The organism is Brevundimonas sp. AVps7, from assembly GCF_058681545.1.
Window position 1 is genome coordinate 2670182 of the sequence record NZ_CM178742.1, and the last position, 18148, is coordinate 2688329.

Genomic DNA, 18148 nt, shown 5'->3' on the forward strand with positions numbered 1-18148 from the left:
GACTAGGCTCCCGGCAGCTGCAGCAGGTGTTTGGCGATGATGTTGAGCTGGACCTCGGACGTCCCCCCCTCAATGGAATTGGCCTTGGTGCGCAGCCATTCGCGGGCGGAAGTACCCTGTTGCGAGCGCTCGCTTTCCCACTCCAGGGCGTCGGAGCCGCCGGCGGCCATGGCCAGTTCGTGGCGGCGCTTGTTCAGCTCCGAGCCGTAGTATTTCAGCATGGAGGCGATGGCGGGCGAGACCTGTCTGGCCTTCACCTGATCGCCGACCCGCTCCATCGACAGGCGGAAGGCGGCGGCGTCGATCTCCAGCTCGGCGATCTTCGTGCGCAGCATGGGTTCGTCGAGGCGGCCCGCGTCATCGAGACCGACGGAATCGACGGCGACCTGGCTGATCGGGCGGCCCATGTCGCCGATGGCCCCGATCATGGTGCGCTCGTGGGCCAGCAGGGCCTTGGCGACGTCCCAGCCGCGGTTCAGCGTCCCGATCAGGTTCTCCTTCTCGACGCGGACGTCGTCGAAGAAGGTCTCGCAGAAGGCCGACTTGCCCGAAATCAGCTCGATCGGCTTCGTCGTCACCCCGGGCGTGGCCATGTCGAACAGGACGAAGGAGATGCCGAGGTGTTTGGGGGCCTCTGTATCGGTGCGGATCAGGCAAAAGATCCAGTCGGCCTTGTCGGCATAGGAGGTCCAGATCTTCTGGCCGTTGATGATCCAGTGGTCGCCCTGGTCGACAGCGCGGGTCTGGACAGCGGCCAGGTCGGAGCCGGCTCCGGGTTCGGAATAGCCCTGGCACCAGCGGATCTCGCCGCGAACGATCTCGGGCAGGAAGCGCTTCTTCTGTTCCTCGGTGCCGAATTGCAGGAGGGCCGGGCCCAGCATCCAGATGCCGAAGGACGACAGGGGCATCTGGGCGTCGATGCGGCGCATCTCGGAGGCCAGCACCTTGGCCTGTTCGCGGTCGAGACCGCCGCCGCCGTATTCCGTGGGCCACTGCGGCGCCGTCCAGCCGCGCGCGGCCATGACGTCCATCCATTGCTTGTGGGCCGGGGTCTTGAAGGTCGGGTTGCGGCCGCCCCAGACGCGGTCTTCCTCATTGTCGAGCGGACCGCGACACTCGGCCGGGCAGTTCGCCTCCAGCCAGGCGCGCGTCTCGGCGCGGAAGGCAGCCAGATCGGTCATATGGTTCGCTCCCTGACGCCTGTGCCTGCGTCTCTGGCGGACAGGTTAGCAGCGATCAGTTGCGTTTGGCTACGCTGTCATCGGAGCAACATCGACGCGGCTCGCGCGTTAGTGGGTGCATAACCGGGGACGCTTCGCCATGACCTATCTGACCCGAGGCGTGTTCGCTCTCGCCAGCCTGCTGCTTATGCTGCTGGCGGTGGCGCTGGTCGTGCTGGGACTGCGGGAGGCGTGGCAGGGCTTCGTCAATCCGGACTCTTCGGGCGCCGACGCGATCCTGGACGTCCTGGGCTATGTCATCGTCGCCATCGCCGTCTTCGACGTGGCCAAATACCTGTTCGAGGACGAGGTGAAGCGCGGCAACGAGAAGCGCAGCGCCGCGGAGGCCCGACGCAGCCTTACCAAGTTCCTGTCGACGATCATCATCGCCCTGTTCCTGGAGGCGCTGGTGCTCGTGTTCAAGACGGCGCGAGAGGACGTGACCCAGATGGGATATCCCACCGCACTCGTGGCCGCGTCCGTGTTCGTCCTCATCGGTCTGGGCATCTTCCAGCGACTTTCGGCGACGGTCGAGGAGAAGGTCGGCGACGACGACGAGGCGGAGGACGACGCCGATCGGCTCGAGTCCGGCCGCCCTGTCAGACGCGCGAAGGCAGGAACGGCGAGAAAGTGATCACCGTGAAGGTGTCGCGGATATGCGGCCGGGTCTGGACCGACTTCGTGACGAAGGTGCCGATGTCCATCTCTTTCGGCAGCTGGAACTTGGCGAGCAGGTCGTACTGGCCCGAGGTGGAATAGACCTCCGAGACGTGCTCGACATTGTCGACCATGTCGGCGGCGACGTCGTTGGCGTGGCCCAGCTCGCATTTGATGAAGACGAAGATGGCGGTCATCATGGTCGTGGGCTCCGGTGTTCGCGGGCTTGAGTAGCGGATGCGGACGTGACGGATAAGCCCCTCGATCTCGAAGCGGAATACAACAACCGCGCGGCCGTGCCCGATCACCCCGTCGTCATGGCGCGGTGGAAGGCGGATGCGGAGGCGGCGCGGGCGGCCCATCCGCCGACCGCCCTGTCCTATGGGACCGGCGAGCGCGAGGTCATGGACCTGTTCGAGTCGGGGCCGGACGCGCCGGTCGCCGTCTTCATCCACGGCGGATACTGGCAGGCGCTGGATCGGTCGTGGTTCAGCTGGGTCGCGCCGGCGTTCCTGAAACACGGCGTCAGCCTGGCCCTGCCGTCCTATGACCTGTGCCCGAACGTGCGGCTGGGGCGGATCATCAGCCAGACGCGGGATGCGGTGGAGCTGATCCGGTCGCGCACCGGCAAGCGGCCGGTCGTGTTCGGTCATTCGGCGGGCGGGCATCTGGCTGCCTGCATGCTGTCGGAAGGGCGAGCTTCGGCGGCCGTCGCAATCTCGGGCCTGTTCGATCTGGAGCCGCTGATCCCCACGTCGCTGAACGATGCGCTCGGGCTGGATGCGCGCGAGGCGGCGGCGCTGTCGCCGGTGCACTGGCCCGTGCCGAACGGATCGACGCCGGGCGGGACGGTGCTGGACTGCGTGGTCGGGGCGGATGAGACGAGCGGATTCGTGCGCCAGTCGCGGGACATGGCGGACTTCTGGGGCGGCAAGGGGGTGGAGACGCGGTTCGAGGCCCTGCCCGGCCTGAACCATTTCACCGTGCTGGACCCGCTGGCCGATACGGACAGCGGGCTGGTGAAACGGATTGTGGAGCTGGCGAAAGCCTGACGCCCCCTCGCAATCGCAGCAAAGCGTCGCCACAATAGGGGCTCGCGACACAGGACGGATCATGGCGGAACCGACGGGAATGGGTCTGGGCCACGCGGTGGCGCTGCTGGCGGCGGCGGTCGTCGCCGTGCCCCTGTTCAAGCGGTTCGGCCTGGGCGCCGTGCTCGGCTATCTGGCCGCCGGTCTGATCCTCGGCCCGTCGGCGCTGGGCGTGGTGCGCGAGCCCGAGACCATGCTGCATGTCGCCGAGATCGGCATCGTGCTGTTCCTGTTCATCATCGGTCTGGAGATGCGGCCGGCGCGGCTGTGGAGCCTGAGGCGGGAAATCTTCGGCCTCGGCGCCGTGCAGGTCATGACCTGCGCCGTCCTGCTGACCGGCGCCGCCTTGCTGGCCGGTCTGCCCTGGTATGCCGCGGTGATCGCCGGGTTCGGCTTCGCCCTGTCGTCGACGGCCATCGTCATGCAGCTGCTGGACGAGCGGAACGAGCAGTCGGAGCCCGCCGGCCAGCGGGTCGTGTCGGTGCTGCTGTTCGAGGACATTTCCATTGTGCCGCTGCTGGCGATCGTCGCCGCGCTGGCCGGGGCATACGGGACCGCCGTGGAGGCCGCCAGGCCGGTCTGGATCACCATCGGTTCGGCGGTCGCGGCCGTGGCCGGGGTCTATGTCGCCGGTCGCTGGCTGGTGAACCCGCTGTTCCGCCTGCTCGCGCAGTACGGCGGGCGAGAGGTGATGACCATGGGCGCCCTGGTCGTCGTGCTGGGGTCCGCCTTCGCGGTCAGCCTCGGCGGACTGTCGATGGCCATGGGCGCCTTCCTTGCCGGGGTGCTGCTGTCGGAATCGACGTTCCGGCACCAGCTGGAGGCCGATGTGGAGCCGTTCCGGGGCATCCTTCTGGGCCTGTTCTTTCTCGCCATCGGCATGTCGCTGGACCTCGCCGTGGTCGTGCGGGACTGGGCCTGGGTGCTGGGCGGGGTCGTGGCCTTCTCGGCGCTGAAGATGATCGGCGTCTACGCTGTCGCCCGGCTGAAACAGAGCCACGGCGAGGGCCTGTTGCGCGCCGCCCTGATGGGCGAGGGCGGGGAGTTCGCCTTCGTCCTGTATGCGACGGCGGGGGCGGCCGGCCTTTTCGATCCGCGCACGGCGGCGATCCTGTCGGCGATCGTGATCCTGTCGATGGCCCTGACGCCGCTGCGCCTGTTCGTCGCCGACAAATTGCGGCCGGACGAGGCGCTGGACCCGGACACGGCGGACGGCGTGGACAGGGCGGCGAACCTGCGCGAGCGGGTGCTGGTCATCGGCTTCGGACGGTTCGCCCAGGTGGTCTGTCAGCCGCTGCTGGCGCGCGACGTGGACGTGTCGATCATCGACATGGACGTGGAGATGATCCAGGCGGCCGGAAACTTCGGCTTCAAGGTCTATTACGGGGACGGCTCCCGGCTGGACGTGCTGAGGGCCTCGGGCGCCGAGACGGCCGAGACCATCCTGGTCTGCGTCGACAAGCCGGAAATCGCCGACCGGATCGTGGAACTGGTCAAGGCCGAGTTCCCCCTGACCAAGCTGTTCGTGCGCGCCTATGACCGCGGCCACTCGATCCGGCTGATCAACGCGGGGGTCGAGTTCCACATCCGCGAGACCTTCGAGAGCGCCCTGGCCTTCAGCGAACATGTGCTGAAGGATCTCGGCTTCTCCGGGGACGAGGCGACCGAAACCATCGAGGACGTTCGCCGTCGCGACGAGGAGCGGCTGCTGCTTCAGGTCACCGGAGGCCTGCAGGCCGGCCGCAGCCTGTGGCGCAACAACACCTCGACGCCTCAGCCGGAACCCTATGTGAAGCCGCGTCGCGAGGCTCAGGCCCTGAACGAGGACACGGCCGAGGTCATGTCCGCCGAAGAGGAAGAGCGGCAGCAGGAAGAGGCCTGAGACCGTCGAACGGAGTGATGCGCGGCGGCCACAGGCTGGCAGGATCGCGCGACAGGTCGCCGGATCGGGGAAACTTCACCGTGGCCTGACGTTTCCAGTCGTCAGGAGAACCTCATGCCCAAGACCACCAGAAACCGCTCGAAGCCTGACCTGCGCCTCGTCGTCGAGAGCGAAGTCTATGATCTGATGCGCGGTCCGCAAACGACCGCCGACCGTGTCAAACAGCTGCAGGCCGAGGCCCGCGCCCTGGCCATCGAACAGGTCGAGGAACTGGAACGTCGACTGAACGAAGCGGCAGCCCTCGCCCGGGAAATCTCTGCCGGCGGGGACGCCTATCCCGTCGGGGCCCGCGAGCTCGCCTCGCGTCTGGCCGAAGACCTGCCGGCCAAGGCGGAGACCATCAAGGCAATCGTGTCGCGTCTGCCGTAAGCCCGTCGCGCGTGTAGAGTTTTTCCCGCAGCCGCCTTGCCAGGCGGAAGACCAGCACCGCCAGGACGATCAGCACCACCGGGACCAGGATCGGGGCCAGGAAGGCCAGGATCACCGTGAAGAAGGCCAGGACGTCCTCGATAAGGGACAGGATCGGGTTACCAACGCCGCCGGTCGTGGCGGTGGATGTCAGTCGCGCTCCCCCTTGCGCCGCATTGAAAGCGAAGGCCGCAGGGGCGCCGACGATGACCCCGGCGATGGCGGCCGTGGTCGGGTCCAGACCGACGAAAACGCTGCCTGCCGCGACCGCGCCCGCTACCGGCCGCGTGAAGGCGCCCAGGACATTGAGGCCGTGATCGACGACCGGGATCTTGTCGCCGGCGAACTCCACCACGGCCGCGACGCCCAGGGCGGCAATGGCAGGCCAGTCGGCGAGCCAGCTCATCTGTTCGTTCAGGGCGATGCCGAACAGGCCGAACCGCGCGGCGAGGGCGAGCATCAAGAGCGGCAGGAAGGTCCGCAGGCCCGTCGCCGAGGCAAGGCCCAGACCCAGCAGGGCTGGAAGGACCCAGGTCTGTAAGGGACCGGCCGCCGCTCCGACGCCGTCGCGCACGCCCTGAAGATCGAAACCGTCCATTCAGCGCTCCTCTGCCGGGCTTAAGCCCAGCGAACGAGATAATGCCCCGGAACCGGCCCGGAGTCCGCCGTTCATGTCACTCGACCACGTCAGCCTGATCCCTGTGCCGCCGAAACCAGGCGACGGCGTAACTGCACACCGGCGTCAGCTTGTGCCCCTCGGTGCGGGCGTGGTCGGCGAGGCTCTGCATGAACCTGCTCGCAGCGCCCGAGCCGCGCAGCTCGTCGTCAGCCTCGACGTGCAGGATGGCGCGGCGATTGCCCTGAACCGAGTAGTCGGCCCAGACGCGTCGCATCTGCCCCCCGGTGTCCGTAAAGCCCTGTTCGTAGCGTTGCTCGGCTGTGACGTCGCGGAAGTCGGTCATGAAGGTCCCCTCGGCACTGAGGTCAGAACCCCGATGCCGAAAAGCCGTTCCTTACGGTCACGTCTCGTCAGGCGGGCTTGTCGGAGACCAGGTTCACGACGCCGAGGATGCTCTTCACCGTGAACCAGATGCTGAGCAGGAACCACAGGGCGCCGAACAGCAACAGGAATGGAATGCCGATCAGGATGATCGAGGCCGCCATGCTGATGGCGATCAGGACCCACAGGGCGATGGTCCACCAGAAGACGGACCAGAACAGCGCGATCTGGGCCTCGATGTGCTGGCGCGGAAGGCCTGTGGCCGAGCTGCGCGCGGCATAGGCGACGACCAGTCCGACCAGAACCAGAACATTGGCCGAGGGGATGGACAGAATGTAGAGGCCCCAGGCGATCAGGGCCGCGGGCTTGCCCTCGGCCTCATGGCCGGCCTCGAGACGGGGTTGGGGCGCGTCGGACATGGTGTCTCCTAGAACAGCCAGGCGCGGGGACGGTCGATCGGACGCCCTGCCTTGAGTTTCATAACGCCGCCGGCCCCGCGAAGGATCAGCCAGACCGCCAGGACGAACAGGACGAAGACGCCAAGTCCCACGGCGATCAGGATGGCGCCGAGCAGGGCGACGACGGCGCCGGCCCACAGGGTGCGCTGCTGGAAGATGAAGTGGCTGGCCGCCACATCGCCCTGCGGAACCGCCCGGCCGGTCACGGCCACGAGGGCGATCAGGGCCGAGACCCCAAGGGTCGGCACGGCGAACAGGATCAGGGCGTAGACGGAGTAGATGCCCATGGCGCCGTCGATCGCAGCGGGCTGGTCCCGGCGACGCGCGAAGCGGCCGACGGGCTGTTCGGAAACGGGCGTCTCACGGGCCCACTGCGGAATCGGCTCTGGCGTCGGGGTCGGGGTCGGGGTGACGATCTCCGAGACCGGGGCGACGACAGGGCCAGGCTCCGGGGCGAACAGCTCTGGCTCGGGTTCGGGAGGCGGAGGCGATTCAGGCTCCGGCTCGACCGGCGCGGGCGCACGCGTCTGGCCTTGCAAAGCGGCGGGCGAGGCGAAGCCGATCAGATCATCGTGGTCGACGTCATGGGGCGGTTCAGACTCCGCGGTCTGGGGCGCATTGGGATCGCCGGGCTCGGCCATCGGGGTCCTCGCGTTCATGGGTGGGACAATGGCGGGGCGGCCGGTCTGAGGCAAGCCGAACCGGGCGTAACCTTACGCCGTCAGTTCGTTGATCGACAGATCGGGCCGGTCAATCCAGCTTCCGGCCATCCAGCTGCGCTCGGCCGGGCTCAGGTGTTCGCCGATGATGATGGCGTTGGTCGGGGTCTCTTCCAGGGTCAGTTCGACGCAGCGATAGGGCGACCCGTCGGCAGCCAGGATGGCGTCCAGCTTCCTCCGCAGGGCGACCGCGAAGGCCTCCGTCGTCGGATCGCCATCGAACACCATCAGGCGTGGCACGCGCTGGGGCTCATTCTGCTGGAACCAGGCCAGCATGGGATCGGCGCGGTTCAGCTGGAACGCGTGATCCACGGCCTTGTCGATGAAACCGTGCCAGCGGCCCTTCAGGGTCTCGAACGAGGCGACATAGTTCGAGGCGCCGAAATCCATCTCGGCGTCCGTGGCCAGGACGACGTGCACGAACTCGTTGTGGCCATGCGGCACCGCGCACCGCGACGCGGGGTCGAAGAGCAGACGGTGGGCCATCGAGAAACGGCGGGTGAAGCGAACCTGGGGCATTGCGCGGCGACATGTCGTGCCGAAAGCCGGCAAAGGCAAGGCTGGAGCCGAATCAGCAGCCCCCTCGTCCTCCGGACGAGAACCTTCAGCGTCTGTAGGTCAACTCGCAGCCGGCCCCGTCGGCGGCCTCAAGCGCGCCGGGCTTGTCGACCCGGACGGTGACGCCCAGCACGCGGGCATCCTCCAGACAGTGCAGGGCCAGGCGTTCGGCGAAGGTCTCGACCAGACCGACATGGCCCTCGGCGATGATGCGACGGGCGGAGGCGGCGACGGTCTCGTAGTTGATGGTGTCCGACAGGCCGTAAACCTCGGCCGGGCCGAGATCGAGGGTCACGTCGATGACCAGGGTCTGCAGCCGGCCATGCTCGTGGTCATAGACGCCGATGCCCGCCTCGACCCGCAGGCCCTTGACGAAGACGGTCAGGTTTTCCCGCCGGGGCGCAGAAACAGAGGTCACAGGCTCACTCGGCGATGTCGGGGGTCTGCCAGGCCAGATGCTGGCCGCCGTCCACGGCGATCATCTGGCCGGTGACCGAGCGGGCGTCAACGAGATAGACGACGGCTTCGGCGATGTCCTCGGGGCTCGGGCCGTGGCCGAGCGGCATGGCGGCCTGTTCGGCCGCGAACTCGGCTTCGGACTGGTGGATGGAGGCAAGCGTCGGGCCGGGTCCGACGCCATTGACCCGGATGCGCGGCGCCAGCGCCTGGGCCAGGGTCCGCGTCGCCCACCACAGGCCGTTGCGCGACAGGGCGTAGGAGAAGAAGCGCGGATCCGGCTTGAGCACCCGCTGGTCCAGCAGGTTGACGATACAGGCGCCCTCGGGGGCCTGTTCGGCGAAGGCCTCGGCCAGAACGACGGGCGCCCGCAGATTGGTCTCGATATGCAGGTCCCAGGTCTCGCGCGACAGACCGCCGACGCGGTCGTCCTCGAACACCGAGGCGTTGTTGATCAGGATGGAGAGCGGCCCGAGCGCCTCGACCGCCGCCGGGACCAGGGCGCGGGTCTCTGTCTCGTCGGTCAGGTCGGCGGACAGGACCGCGGCGCGGCGACCGAGCGCACGCACCTCTTCGGCGAGGCTTGCCGCGTCCTCGGCCGAGTCTCGATGATGGATGGCGACGTCATGGCCGCGCGCGGCCAGGGCCAGTACAATGGCGCGACCGATCCGGCGCGCCCCGCCCGTGACGAGCGCCGCGCCGGGGCGGGATTCAGTCAACCCGGCCGAACTCGAAGATGTTGAAGGCGCCAACGACGGCGACGAAGCCGAGGATAATGTAGAGGGCTGTCATGGGGAGCTCCTGTTTCAGGCGTCGGAATAGAGGGGCGGGCGCGAAGGTTCAAGCGGCGGCTGTTGATCGGGTTCCCCTGGTGTCGGACAAGGCGACATGACCGACTTTCCAGTGACCATCTTTCACAACCCCGACTGCGGCACGTCGCGCAACGTGCTCCGCGCCATTCTCGATCAGGGTTATGCGCCGAAGGTCGTCCACTATGTGGAACACGGCTGGACCGCGCCGCAACTGGCCGACCTGATCGACCGCATGGGGGTTCCGGCCCGCACCGTCCTGCGCGAGAAGGGCACGCCCGCTGAAGCCCTGGGCCTGCTTGATCCGGCGGTGTCCAACGAAACCCTGATCGAGGCCATGGTCGAGCATCCGATCCTCGTGAACCGGCCGATCGTGCAGACTCCTCTCGGCGTCGTGATGGCCCGGCCGTCGGAACGGGTGTTCGAGGTGCTGGACCGCCGACCCGAGCGGTTTGTGAAAGAGGACGGCGAGATTGTCGTCCTGTAGCGTCGCCAGATGAACTGGCGCGTCCGAATCGAGCCCTTCACCCGGCCAGTCTTTTTCGCGGTGTCCCGGCTGCAGCGCGGCATGACGCTGGGCGTCCGGTCGGTGGCGGTCGATGCGCAGGGACGCGTCATGCTGGTCAAACACACCTATCTGGCCGGCTGGTGGCTGCCCGGCGGCGGGGTCGATCGCGGCGAGGCCACCGGCGATGCGGCGGCGCGCGAACTGTTCGAGGAGACGGGGCTGAGGGCGACTTCGCCCGGCCGGCTGGTCTCGGTGCATTCTAACGAGCGGTTCTTCAGGGGCGACCATGTGCTGGTCTATCGTTTCGACGCCTTCGAGCACGGCGACCTCACCCACCACGGAGAGATCGCCGAGACCGGCTGGTTCGATCCCGCCGACCTGCCCGATGACGCGCACCGTTCGACGCGGTCGCGGCTCGCAGAAATGTTCGGCGGTGCGCCCGTCGATTCGCGCTGGTAGAGACTGACGTATGAACTTCGCACCCGGGATTGCTCCCCTTCTGGCCATGACGGCGGTCGTCCTCGCCGGCGGCGCCACCGCCCTTCAGGCCCCGACCAACGCCCGGATGGCGACGGCCGTCGGCAGTTCCGTCAATGCCGCCTTCGTCTCCTTCGCCGTTGGCGCCGCCGCGCTGGGCATCCTCGCGGCCATCCTGCACACACGGCCCGACATCACGGCGGCCAAGGGCCTGCCCTGGTACGCCTGGATCGGAGGCCTGTACGGCGCGATCTTCGTGGTCGCCGCGACTTGGGCGGTGCCCCGGCTGGGCGTGGCCATGACCATCACCCTGATGGTCGCAGGCCAGTTGATCATCAGCCTGGCGCTCGACCATTTCGGCGCGTTCGGCGTGCCGCGCGCCCCGGTCAATCTGGGTCGGATCGCCGGAGTGGCCCTGGTCATCGGCGGGGTCATTCTCGTGCGCCGGAGCTAGGCGCGCTGTAACCGTTTCACGTCTGGCGGCGAAGCGGAGGCGAACCTTCACCGGAGCCTCCATGATCAAATCCCTGTCCCCGCCCCGTCTCGACGGTCGCGCCGCCCTGCGGTTCGGCATCGCGCTGATCCTCCTGTGGTTCGGCTACATGAAGTTCCTGCCCTACGAGGCGGAAGGCGTTCGCGGCATCGCTGAACACTACTGGCTGTTCGGCTGGCTCTATCCGCTGGTCGGCGTCGGCGGCGCGTCAGCCGTGATCGGCGTGCTGGAGTTGACGGCCGGTATCCTGATCGCCGTCGGCGGCCGCTTCCCCTGGGCCGGGCTGGCCGGAGCCCTGATGGGGGTGGCGACTTTCCTCGTGACGCTGAGCTTCTTTTTCACCGCTCCGGGTGTCTGGCAGGACGGCTACGGCTTCCCGGCCCTCGGCTCGACCGGTCAGTTCCTCGCCAAGGACGTCGGCCTTCTGGCCATCTGCCTCTATCTGTTCCTCGACGCGCGGGAGCGGCTCGACCTGTGACGTGGACCGGACGGGGTGCTATCGAGCCTTCATGTCCGTCCCCCTTCCCGATGCCGGCCGAAACTGGGTCGACGCCCGTGCGCCCGAGGGCCTGAAGCCCTGGCTGAAGCTGGGGCGGTTCGACCGGCCGATCGGGATCTGGCTGCTGCTCTTGCCGGGGTGGCAGGGGATAGCGCTGGCCCTGGTTCAGTTGCACAAGACGCCCGACCTCCATGATCTGTGGCTGTTCGCCGGGTTCGCGATCGGGGCCTGTCTGATGCGGGCGGCGGGCTGCGCCTTCAACGACATCGTCGACCGCGACATCGACCTGAAGGTGGCCCGCACCGCCGAGCGGCCCATCCCGTCCGGCCGTATCAGCGTGAAACAGGCCTGGGCCTTCGTGGTGGGATGCAGCCTCGTCAGCCTGCTGATCCTGCTGACGCTCAACCTGTCTGCCATCCTGCTCGGCGTCGGATCGCTGGCGCTGGTGGCGGCTTATCCCTTTATGAAGCGGATCACATGGTGGCCGCAGGCGTGGCTCGGCCTCACGTTCAACTGGGGCGCACTGATGGGCTATGCGGCGGCCGGAGGCTTTGCAGCGTCCGTGATCGCCAGCTGGTTTATCGGGCCGTTCTCGGCGCTTCTCTGGGGCGGACTATGGCTGTGGCTCGGCGGGGTGTTCTGGACCCTCGGTTACGACACCGTCTACGCCCTGCAGGACATCGAGGACGACGCCATGGTCGGGGTGAAGTCCTCGGCGCGGCGGCTGGGCGGCCGGGTTCAATCCGGAGTCGCCGTCTTCTATGGCGTGTCAGTCCTGCTGGTCGCGGTGATCGGCTGGGCCGCGGCCCTGTCGCCCCTGTTCTATCTCGGCCTCATCGCCTACGCCGCGCATCTGGCGTGGCAGGTGCGCACGCTGAAGCCCGAAGACGGCGCCCTGGCGCTGAAGCTGTTCAAATCCAACCGCGAAGCGGGGCTGATCCTGCTGGCGGCCATCGCCCTCGGCGCCGTATCACTGCCCTTCTAGTCCGGAGATCGCCTCATGATCGCGTCCATGTCCACGCCGTTCCGCCTCGCTGTCCTGAGCCTCGCCGTTGCCGCGACCCTGGCCGGCTGTAACCGCGACAAGGCGGAGGAAAAGTCCGCGCCCCCGGCCGCGACCGCCGGAACCGGCGCAGTGGTCACCCCCGCCGATGCCGCCGCCCCCATGGCCTTCGAGTCCAAGACCGCCTTCGCGGAGGTCAGCCTGACCCTGCCGGTCGCGATCAAGGCCCAGCCGGACCTGCACGCCCGGCTCTACGCCGCCGCCGTCCGCGACCTGCGCGAGTTCTCCGAAGGCGCCCAGGCCGACCGCACCGAGGCCGGCGGGGACGAGGGGATGGGCGCCTACGACAAGTCGATCGAGATCACGACCGGCGCCGAGACCGGCAAGCTGTTCAGCCTGATCCGCACGGATTCCGAATACACGGGCGGGGCCCACCCCAACTCGTCCTTCGCCGCGATCCTGTGGGACAAGGCGCTGAAGCGCGAGGTGGCCGCCGCCGACCTGTTCACCAAGACCGGCGATCTGTCGGCCCTGGACATCGCCCTGTGCGCCGCCATCAATGCCGAAAAGAAGAAGCGTGACCCGCAGGCCGAGACCGTATCCCTGACCGGTAGCGACATGTGGAAATGCCCGCGCGCGGCGAGCATTCCGTTCGTGCTGGCCCAGGGGACCCGGCCCGGGAAGGCCGGTGGTCTGGTCTTCCTGATCGGACCGTATCAGGTCGGTCCCTACTCCGACGGATCATACGAGGTGACCGTGCCGCAAAGCGCCTTCCGCGCCCTGCTGGCCCCCGCCTATGCCGACGAGTTCGCCGGCGAGCCCAAACCTGGGCCCGCCGCCTGATCTATTTCAGGAAGGCGTCCACCAGTTCTGCGAACCGTTCCGGCTGATCGGCCATGATAAAGTGGCGGCTGTCGTCCACGCGGATAACCTGGACGCCCGGTAGTGCGGCGTACTCACGCTCCCACATTGCCTGAGCCATCGCGGGCGGCGGACCGCCATCGGCGTCGGTCGCATAGAGGGCAGTGACCGGAGTGATCATGGCGGCCAGACCAGGGCGGGCGTCGGTGGTCATGACGTCCGCCATGGCCGACGCGACGGCGCGAACGTCGCTGGTCATGGTCCATTCGACGATCCGAGGACGGAAGGCCACAGCGCGCGCCATGCTGGCCGCCGTCGCCTCGCCCTGACGGCGACGCGCTTCGGGATCGGTGTTGGCGATCATTGCGGCCCGCGCCTGTTCGGCGAACGGACGCGCCGTCTCGACCGTGGCGGTGGGACCGTACAGGGCGGAGAAGAACGGTAGGGCGTCGACGATCATCAGCCGGCCGACCCGATCAGGATGCAACTGGGCCAGCAGAAGGCCGCTGAGACCTCCCATGGAATGTCCGATGACGGCGGGTTTCTCCAGACCGGCTTCAGCGACGTAGCGGGCCAGTTCCTCGACCTCGGGAGCGACGAAGGGGCCGTCGCCGTGGCTCCAGGGTTCGCCGGCGAAGCCCGCCAGCTGGACCAGATGGACGCGGTGGGTGGCGGCCAGACGGGTGGCCAGCGGACGCCAGACCTCCCGCGAGGAGGCCAGGCCGGGGATCAGGATGACGTCGGGGCCTGAACCGATCACCTCGACCGACAGCCGGTCGGAAGCGAAGGGCGCGGTCTGGATCGCGGTGACCGGCTCGGCGAGCGCCTGGGTTGCCAAGACAGTCCCGCCGACCGCCAGGGCGGCCGCCGAGGCCAGGAACAGGGCGCGCAGGGTCGAACGCCCGACGAGGTGGCGGAGATGCAGCATGACGATGTCCTTGTAAGGTTATCCTGACGAAACGTCAGGCGTGCGGGTTGTCGAAGACGTCTTCCACGGGCCGTTCGAACAGGGCGGCGATGCGATAGGCGAGGTCGAGCGAAGGGTCGTGCTTCTCGGTCTCCAGGGCGTTGACGGCCTGGCGTGAGACGCCCAGCGCCTGACCCAGCTGTTCCTGGGTCCAGCCCTTGCCGGTGCGGAGTTCGCGCAGAGAGTTCTTCATCGGCCGGTGCTCTTCACGAACGGGCTGATCAGACCGAACAGGCCCCAGAACAGCGGGTAGATGATCCAGCCCGGCGCATGCGGCGCACCGCCGTAGCTCTCGGCAAAACCCCAGCCGCTGAAGAGGGCCATGGCCAGACCGGACGCAATGACGAAACGCTTGGCGGTAAGGGCCCGCACGAACTCATCGGCCTCGTTCATCAGCGACAGCGTGGCCCAGAGCTGCCCGGCGATCGGGGCCGCCACGCACAGGCCAAGAGCCACGCCCGCCGCCTTGCCGATGATCTCGTCGAAGGCGCCGAAGATGGCCGCCACATTGACTAGGACATAGCCGGCCATGAACATATTGGTACGGATCACATAGCGTTTGTGCGCCGGATCCAGTGTCTTCCACGAAGCCATGAGACATCTCCTTTGTAAGGCGCACCTTACACGACCGTTTTGTCAGGTCAACATGACTTTTGTCAGGTGATGCTGACACGCAGCCCGGCGCTTGGTCCCGAGCCAGTGGCGGCCTATCATCGGCTCCATGCCCGCAGCCCCGCGCATATCGCCCGCCGAGGTGTTCGCCCCAGAGCAGTGGGCGCCGTTCCAGGCGCGCTCGGCGTGGAAGGGGCCTCTGCTGGTCGCCCACGCCTGGGGCATCATCGCCCTGGCCGTCGCGGCGGGGATCTGGCAGCCGATCCTGATTCCGATCTGCGTCATGATCGTCGGCACGCGCCAGCTTGGGCTCGCCATCCTGATGCATGAGGCGGCCCACGGAGCGCTGGCGAAGAATTTGAAGTTCAACGACTTCCTTGGCCACTGGCTGTGCGCGGTGCCGATCGGGGCGTCTCTGGACGCCTATCGCCCCTATCATCTGTCCCACCACCGGTTCGCCCAGCAGCCCGAGGACCCGGATCTGGTGCTGTCGGCCCCCTTCCCCGTCTCGGGCGCCTCCCTGCGACGCAAGATGATCCGCGACCTGACCGGCCAGACCTTCTTCAAACAGCGGGTTCTGTTGCCGCTGGCCGTGCTGCGCCAACGCTCGGCGAGCGCAGAGGCGCACGACTACGACGCCATCGTCACCGGCCGCTCGGTCGCTGCCTTCCTGCTGGTCAACGCCGCCATGTTGTTGGGCTTCAGCCTCGCCGGCGTCTGGTGGGCGTATTTCGCCCTGTGGCTGCTTCCGATGGCGACCTGGTTCCCGCTGGTCACACGGCTGCGCAATATCGCCGAACACGCCTGCGTGGAGGGCTCCGCGATCGACCCCTTCCGCGCTGCCCGGACGACCCGCGCATCGTGGTGGGAGCGCGCCCTGATCGCTCCCTACTGGGTCAATTTCCACGCCGAGCACCACCTGTTCATGCACGTCGCCTGCTGGAACCTGCCGCGCCTGCACAAGGCGATCCGGGCGACGGAGCCGGGCGCACGGATGGAGGTCGCGCCGGGCTATGTCAGCGTGTTGAGGCAGGCCAGTGGAGCGGAACAAGCATGAGTGACGCCAGGGCGGACATCATCGCCGGAATGGTCGAAGTCCTGGCCCCTGTCATGGAGGGGCCTGAAGGGCTTTGCGTTACCTTCACCGTCGAGGGCGACGCCAATCGTTGGCTTCAGTTCGTCGACGATCAGGTCAACATGGCGTCGTTCGCTGACAGCCAGCCCGATGCCCTGGTCGCCGAACTGGGATCGGCCGTGATCATTTCCTTCCAGCCCCGTCAGCACTTGACCGTAACCTTGGCGCCCCGCGAGCCCGAGACCATCGCCGCCTGGATCCACGACTATTTCGTCCGCGGGCTGGATGCGGGCGAAGGCTTCAAGTTCGACGCCGAGATCGAACAGCTCTGACCGCGTGACCATCACCGATCCCGCCGCCTTCATCCTGGCCAACACCCGGCTCCAGGCCGTGCCGCATGCGCCGGAAATCTCGCTATGGCTGGCCGACGAAATCACCCCGATCTGGAAGCTGACGGAGGAGGAGCTGGGCGAGCTCGGTCTGCCGCCGCCGTTCTGGGCCTTCGCCTGGTCCGGCGGCCAGGGTCTGGCCCGGTGGGTGCTGGACAATCCGCAGAGGTTCGCGGGCAAGACGGTCGTCGACTTCGCGACCGGGTCAGGGCTGGTCGGTGTGGCGGCGATGAAGGCGGGCGCGGCCGGCGTGCTGTGCGCCGACATCGACCCCTTCTGCGAAGCGGCGGTGAGGCTGAACGCCGAGGCGAACGGGGTGACCCTGTCCTTTACCGACGCGAACCTGCTGGACGCCGCCCCGCCCGAGGTCGACCTGATCTGCGCCGGCGACGTCTGCTACGAAAAGCCGATGACCGAACGGGTCATGACCTGGCTGAAGCAGGCGCGGCTACAGGGATCGCAGGTCTTCATCGGCGACCCGCACCGGACCTATTTCCGCACCGAAGGCCTGACCCATCTGGCCGAGTATCAGGTGCCGACGACCCGCGAGCTGGAGGATTTCGCCATCAAGCGCAGTTCGGTCTTCTCGCTGGATTGATCGCGGCCACGCTTGGCCGTAGCGGCGGACGGCCCCATCTTCACAGCATGAAAGCCGCCGTCCCGACCTTGATCGCCGTCCTGTCCGCCGGGACCGCCTCCGCCCAGGTCTATGCGCCGGGCCAGCCCTGGATCGGCGCCCCGATGGCCGACCGGCTGCGCTATCGCATGGAGACCCAGCGCCTTCAGTCCGAACGGCAGGCCGCCTATACTAGCCAGCATCAGCTGAACACCCGCATGACCGAGGCCGAAATCCGCGCTCAGCGGCAGCCGGAGCCCTACATCCCCCTCGTCGATGTCCCGCCGTCCCCCGACGCCCAGCGGAGGGCGCGCGAGGCGGCGACCGCGAGGCGAGAGGCCGTTTCGTCCGGCGTGGCCCAGATCGACGACTGGCTGGCGCGTTCCCCGCGATAAGGGACTGCGACAGGATTGCATCCCTTCCCCTCCGCCTGCGTTCCGGCCTAGCTTGAGCGGGACATCCGGGAGACGACGATGCGGTGGCAGGGCGGACAGAGGGGCGGAGGGATCGAGGATCGCCGCGGCATGGGTGGCGGCGCGGTCACAGGGGGCGGCATCGGCGTCGCCGTTGTCGGCCTGATCATCTATCTCGTCTTCGGCATTGATCCCTCCACGACGCAGCAGGTCGCAAGCCAGTTCGGACAGGCCGGAGCCTCTCAGGAGGGCCGTCAGGGGACGCCGGAGGACCAGGCCGGGTTGTTCGTCGATGTCGTCGGCCGCAACATCAATGACGTCTGGGCGACGAAACTCGACGGCTATCGGCCGCCGGACAACACCGTCCTCTATGAACAGGGCACCCCGACGGGCTGCGGGTTCGGCCAGTCGGCGATGGGTCCCTTCTATTGCCCGGCCGATCGTCAGGTCTATCTGGACCTCAGCTTCTGGCAGGAGATGGAGACCCAGCTCGGGGCCTCCGGCGCCGACTTCGCCCGCGCCTATGTCCTGGCCCATGAGATCGGCCACCACGTCCAGACCCTGACCGGGGCGTCGGAACAGGTGCAGCGGGCGCAGCAGAGCGCCTCGTCCGAGGCCGAAGGCAACCGCTACTCCGTGGCGCTGGAGCTTCAGGCCGACTGCTACGCCGGGGTCTGGGCCGCCAACGCCGCCTCCGTCTCCGGCGGTGAGGTCGCGGTCGAACAGGGTGACCTGGAAGAAGGTCTGCGCACCGCCTCGGCCATCGGAGACGACACGCTGCAACGCCGCTCGGGCGGTCAGGTCAGCCCGGAAAGCTTCACCCACGGCTCGTCGGCGCAGCGGATGGAATGGCTGCAACGCGGCTATCAGTCGGGCGACCCGGCGAGCTGCGATACCTTCCAGGGTCTCTAGAGACC

At 67.7% G+C, this 18148-nt stretch carries 27 protein-coding genes; 15 read left to right on the forward strand and 12 right to left on the reverse strand.

The genetic code is table 11. The features are described 5' to 3' along the window. Positions 1–2: 2 nt before the first annotated feature. Positions 3–1181, reverse strand: coding sequence for an acyl-CoA dehydrogenase family protein (locus tag ACW17Y_RS13280; RefSeq protein ID WP_492036156.1), 1179 nt, complete (start codon positions 1179–1181; stop codon positions 3–5). A gap of 139 nt (positions 1182–1320) precedes the next feature. On the opposite strand from ACW17Y_RS13280, the gene ACW17Y_RS13285 reads away from it, so the two are divergent. After that, entirely contained in the window at positions 1321–1854 is a 534-nt protein-coding gene (locus tag ACW17Y_RS13285; RefSeq protein ID WP_492036157.1) for a GNAT family acetyltransferase, read from the forward strand. Here the strand turns inward: ACW17Y_RS13285 and ACW17Y_RS13290 are convergent. Beyond that, a complete protein-coding gene (locus ACW17Y_RS13290) occupies positions 1820–2077 on the reverse strand; it encodes an Lrp/AsnC ligand binding domain-containing protein (RefSeq protein ID WP_492036158.1) in 258 nt (85 codons plus the stop codon). The two genes, ACW17Y_RS13285 and ACW17Y_RS13290, sit on opposite strands and share 35 nt — an antisense overlap. Positions 2078–2122: 45 nt before the next feature. Between ACW17Y_RS13290 and ACW17Y_RS13295 the strand changes: the two genes are divergently transcribed. The 3 genes from ACW17Y_RS13295 (at position 2123) to ACW17Y_RS13305 (ending at position 5279) form a co-directional block, all read left to right on the forward strand. Further along, positions 2123–2929: an alpha/beta hydrolase gene (locus ACW17Y_RS13295; RefSeq protein ID WP_492036159.1), complete on the forward strand. Its 807-nt coding sequence runs from the start codon at positions 2123–2125 to the stop codon at positions 2927–2929. 61 nt (positions 2930–2990) lie between these two features. After that, the gene (locus ACW17Y_RS13300) at positions 2991–4850 is read left to right on the forward strand and encodes a monovalent cation:proton antiporter-2 (CPA2) family protein (protein WP_492036160.1); all 1860 of its coding nucleotides are present in this window, start codon (positions 2991–2993) and stop codon (positions 4848–4850) included. A gap of 114 nt (positions 4851–4964) precedes the next feature. After that, the gene (locus tag ACW17Y_RS13305) at positions 4965–5279 is read left to right on the forward strand and encodes a hypothetical protein (RefSeq protein WP_492036161.1); all 315 of its coding nucleotides are present in this window, start codon (positions 4965–4967) and stop codon (positions 5277–5279) included. On the opposite strand, the gene ACW17Y_RS13310 is transcribed toward ACW17Y_RS13305, so the two are convergent. The 7 genes from ACW17Y_RS13310 to ACW17Y_RS13340 all read right to left on the reverse strand — a co-directional run bounded on the left by ACW17Y_RS13310 (position 5251) and on the right by ACW17Y_RS13340 (position 9228). Then, positions 5251–5916 (reverse strand): DUF4126 domain-containing protein, encoded by a 666-nt coding sequence (locus tag ACW17Y_RS13310; protein ID WP_492036162.1) that lies wholly within the window; start codon positions 5914–5916, stop codon positions 5251–5253. The genes ACW17Y_RS13305 and ACW17Y_RS13310 overlap by 29 nt on opposite strands. A gap of 76 nt (positions 5917–5992) precedes the next feature. Then, positions 5993–6280: a GNAT family N-acetyltransferase gene (locus tag ACW17Y_RS13315; RefSeq protein WP_492036163.1), complete on the reverse strand. Its 288-nt coding sequence runs from the start codon at positions 6278–6280 to the stop codon at positions 5993–5995. A 67-nt stretch (positions 6281–6347) separates the two neighbouring features. After that, the gene (locus tag ACW17Y_RS13320) at positions 6348–6737 is read right to left on the reverse strand and encodes a hypothetical protein (RefSeq protein WP_492036164.1); all 390 of its coding nucleotides are present in this window, start codon (positions 6735–6737) and stop codon (positions 6348–6350) included. 8 nt (positions 6738–6745) lie between these two features. After that, positions 6746–7435: a DUF4870 family protein gene (locus tag ACW17Y_RS13325; RefSeq protein WP_492036165.1), complete on the reverse strand. Its 690-nt coding sequence runs from the start codon at positions 7433–7435 to the stop codon at positions 6746–6748. 54 nt (positions 7436–7489) lie between these two features. Further along, a complete protein-coding gene (locus ACW17Y_RS13330) occupies positions 7490–8014 on the reverse strand; it encodes a 6-pyruvoyl trahydropterin synthase family protein (RefSeq protein ID WP_492036166.1) in 525 nt (174 codons plus the stop codon). An 85-nt stretch (positions 8015–8099) separates the two neighbouring features. Beyond that, positions 8100–8471 carry a dihydroneopterin aldolase gene (gene folB / locus ACW17Y_RS13335; RefSeq protein WP_492036167.1) on the reverse strand — a complete coding sequence of 124 codons (372 nt, stop codon included), beginning with the start codon at positions 8469–8471 and terminating at the stop codon, positions 8100–8102. Positions 8472–8475: 4 nt separating this feature from the next. Next, on the reverse strand, positions 8476–9228 hold the full coding sequence (locus ACW17Y_RS13340; RefSeq protein ID WP_492036168.1) for an SDR family oxidoreductase: 753 nt from the start codon (positions 9226–9228) through the stop codon (positions 8476–8478). A 169-nt stretch (positions 9229–9397) separates the two neighbouring features. On the opposite strand from ACW17Y_RS13340, the gene arsC reads away from it, so the two are divergent. From arsC to ACW17Y_RS13370, 6 genes are all read left to right on the forward strand, one after another. Beyond that, positions 9398–9805: an arsenate reductase (glutaredoxin) gene (arsC, locus tag ACW17Y_RS13345; protein WP_492036169.1), complete on the forward strand. Its 408-nt coding sequence runs from the start codon at positions 9398–9400 to the stop codon at positions 9803–9805. Positions 9806–9814: 9 nt separating this feature from the next. After that, complete coding sequence (locus ACW17Y_RS13350; RefSeq protein ID WP_492036170.1) at positions 9815–10285, forward strand: NUDIX domain-containing protein; 471 nt, start codon at positions 9815–9817, stop codon at positions 10283–10285. 10 nt (positions 10286–10295) lie between these two features. Next, the gene (locus ACW17Y_RS13355) at positions 10296–10757 is read left to right on the forward strand and encodes a DMT family transporter (protein ID WP_492036171.1); all 462 of its coding nucleotides are present in this window, start codon (positions 10296–10298) and stop codon (positions 10755–10757) included. Positions 10758–10818: 61 nt separating this feature from the next. Continuing rightward, positions 10819–11274, forward strand: coding sequence for a YkgB family protein (locus tag ACW17Y_RS13360; RefSeq protein ID WP_492036172.1), 456 nt, complete (start codon positions 10819–10821; stop codon positions 11272–11274). A gap of 31 nt (positions 11275–11305) precedes the next feature. Continuing rightward, complete coding sequence (gene ubiA / locus ACW17Y_RS13365; protein ID WP_492036173.1) at positions 11306–12280, forward strand: 4-hydroxybenzoate octaprenyltransferase; 975 nt, start codon at positions 11306–11308, stop codon at positions 12278–12280. A gap of 15 nt (positions 12281–12295) precedes the next feature. Further along, a complete protein-coding gene (locus ACW17Y_RS13370; protein ID WP_492036174.1) occupies positions 12296–13141 on the forward strand; it encodes a DUF3298 and DUF4163 domain-containing protein in 846 nt (281 codons plus the stop codon). A gap of 1 nt (position 13142) precedes the next feature. Here the strand turns inward: ACW17Y_RS13370 and ACW17Y_RS13375 are convergent, their stop codons facing one another. Genes ACW17Y_RS13375 through ACW17Y_RS13385 form a run of 3 tightly spaced genes read right to left on the reverse strand, consistent with a single transcriptional unit; the run spans position 13143 to position 14720 of the window. After that, positions 13143–14087, reverse strand: coding sequence for an alpha/beta fold hydrolase (locus tag ACW17Y_RS13375; protein ID WP_492036175.1), 945 nt, complete (start codon positions 14085–14087; stop codon positions 13143–13145). Between the two features lie 34 nt (positions 14088–14121). Continuing rightward, positions 14122–14319, reverse strand: coding sequence for a helix-turn-helix transcriptional regulator (locus ACW17Y_RS13380; protein WP_492036176.1), 198 nt, complete (start codon positions 14317–14319; stop codon positions 14122–14124). Further along, positions 14316–14720 (reverse strand): hypothetical protein, encoded by a 405-nt coding sequence (locus ACW17Y_RS13385; protein WP_492036177.1) that lies wholly within the window; start codon positions 14718–14720, stop codon positions 14316–14318. Before ACW17Y_RS13385 ends, ACW17Y_RS13380 begins: the two co-directional genes overlap by 4 nt. A gap of 127 nt (positions 14721–14847) precedes the next feature. Here ACW17Y_RS13385 and ACW17Y_RS13390 point away from each other — a divergent pair, with 127 nt between their 5' ends. From ACW17Y_RS13390 to ypfJ, 5 genes are all read left to right on the forward strand, one after another. Continuing rightward, a complete protein-coding gene (locus tag ACW17Y_RS13390; protein ID WP_492036178.1) occupies positions 14848–15795 on the forward strand; it encodes a fatty acid desaturase family protein in 948 nt (315 codons plus the stop codon). After that, positions 15792–16145 (forward strand): hypothetical protein, encoded by a 354-nt coding sequence (locus ACW17Y_RS13395; RefSeq protein ID WP_492036179.1) that lies wholly within the window; start codon positions 15792–15794, stop codon positions 16143–16145. The genes ACW17Y_RS13390 and ACW17Y_RS13395 overlap by 4 nt, the downstream gene beginning before the upstream one ends. Before the next feature lie 4 nt (positions 16146–16149). Further along, positions 16150–16800: a class I SAM-dependent methyltransferase gene (locus tag ACW17Y_RS13400; RefSeq protein WP_492036180.1), complete on the forward strand. Its 651-nt coding sequence runs from the start codon at positions 16150–16152 to the stop codon at positions 16798–16800. A 47-nt stretch (positions 16801–16847) separates the two neighbouring features. Then, a complete protein-coding gene (locus tag ACW17Y_RS13405) occupies positions 16848–17213 on the forward strand; it encodes a hypothetical protein (protein WP_492036181.1) in 366 nt (121 codons plus the stop codon). Positions 17214–17291: 78 nt separating this feature from the next. After that, positions 17292–18143 carry a KPN_02809 family neutral zinc metallopeptidase gene (gene ypfJ, locus ACW17Y_RS13410; RefSeq protein ID WP_492036182.1) on the forward strand — a complete coding sequence of 284 codons (852 nt, stop codon included), beginning with the start codon at positions 17292–17294 and terminating at the stop codon, positions 18141–18143. The last annotated feature ends 5 nt before the right edge of the window (positions 18144–18148 follow it).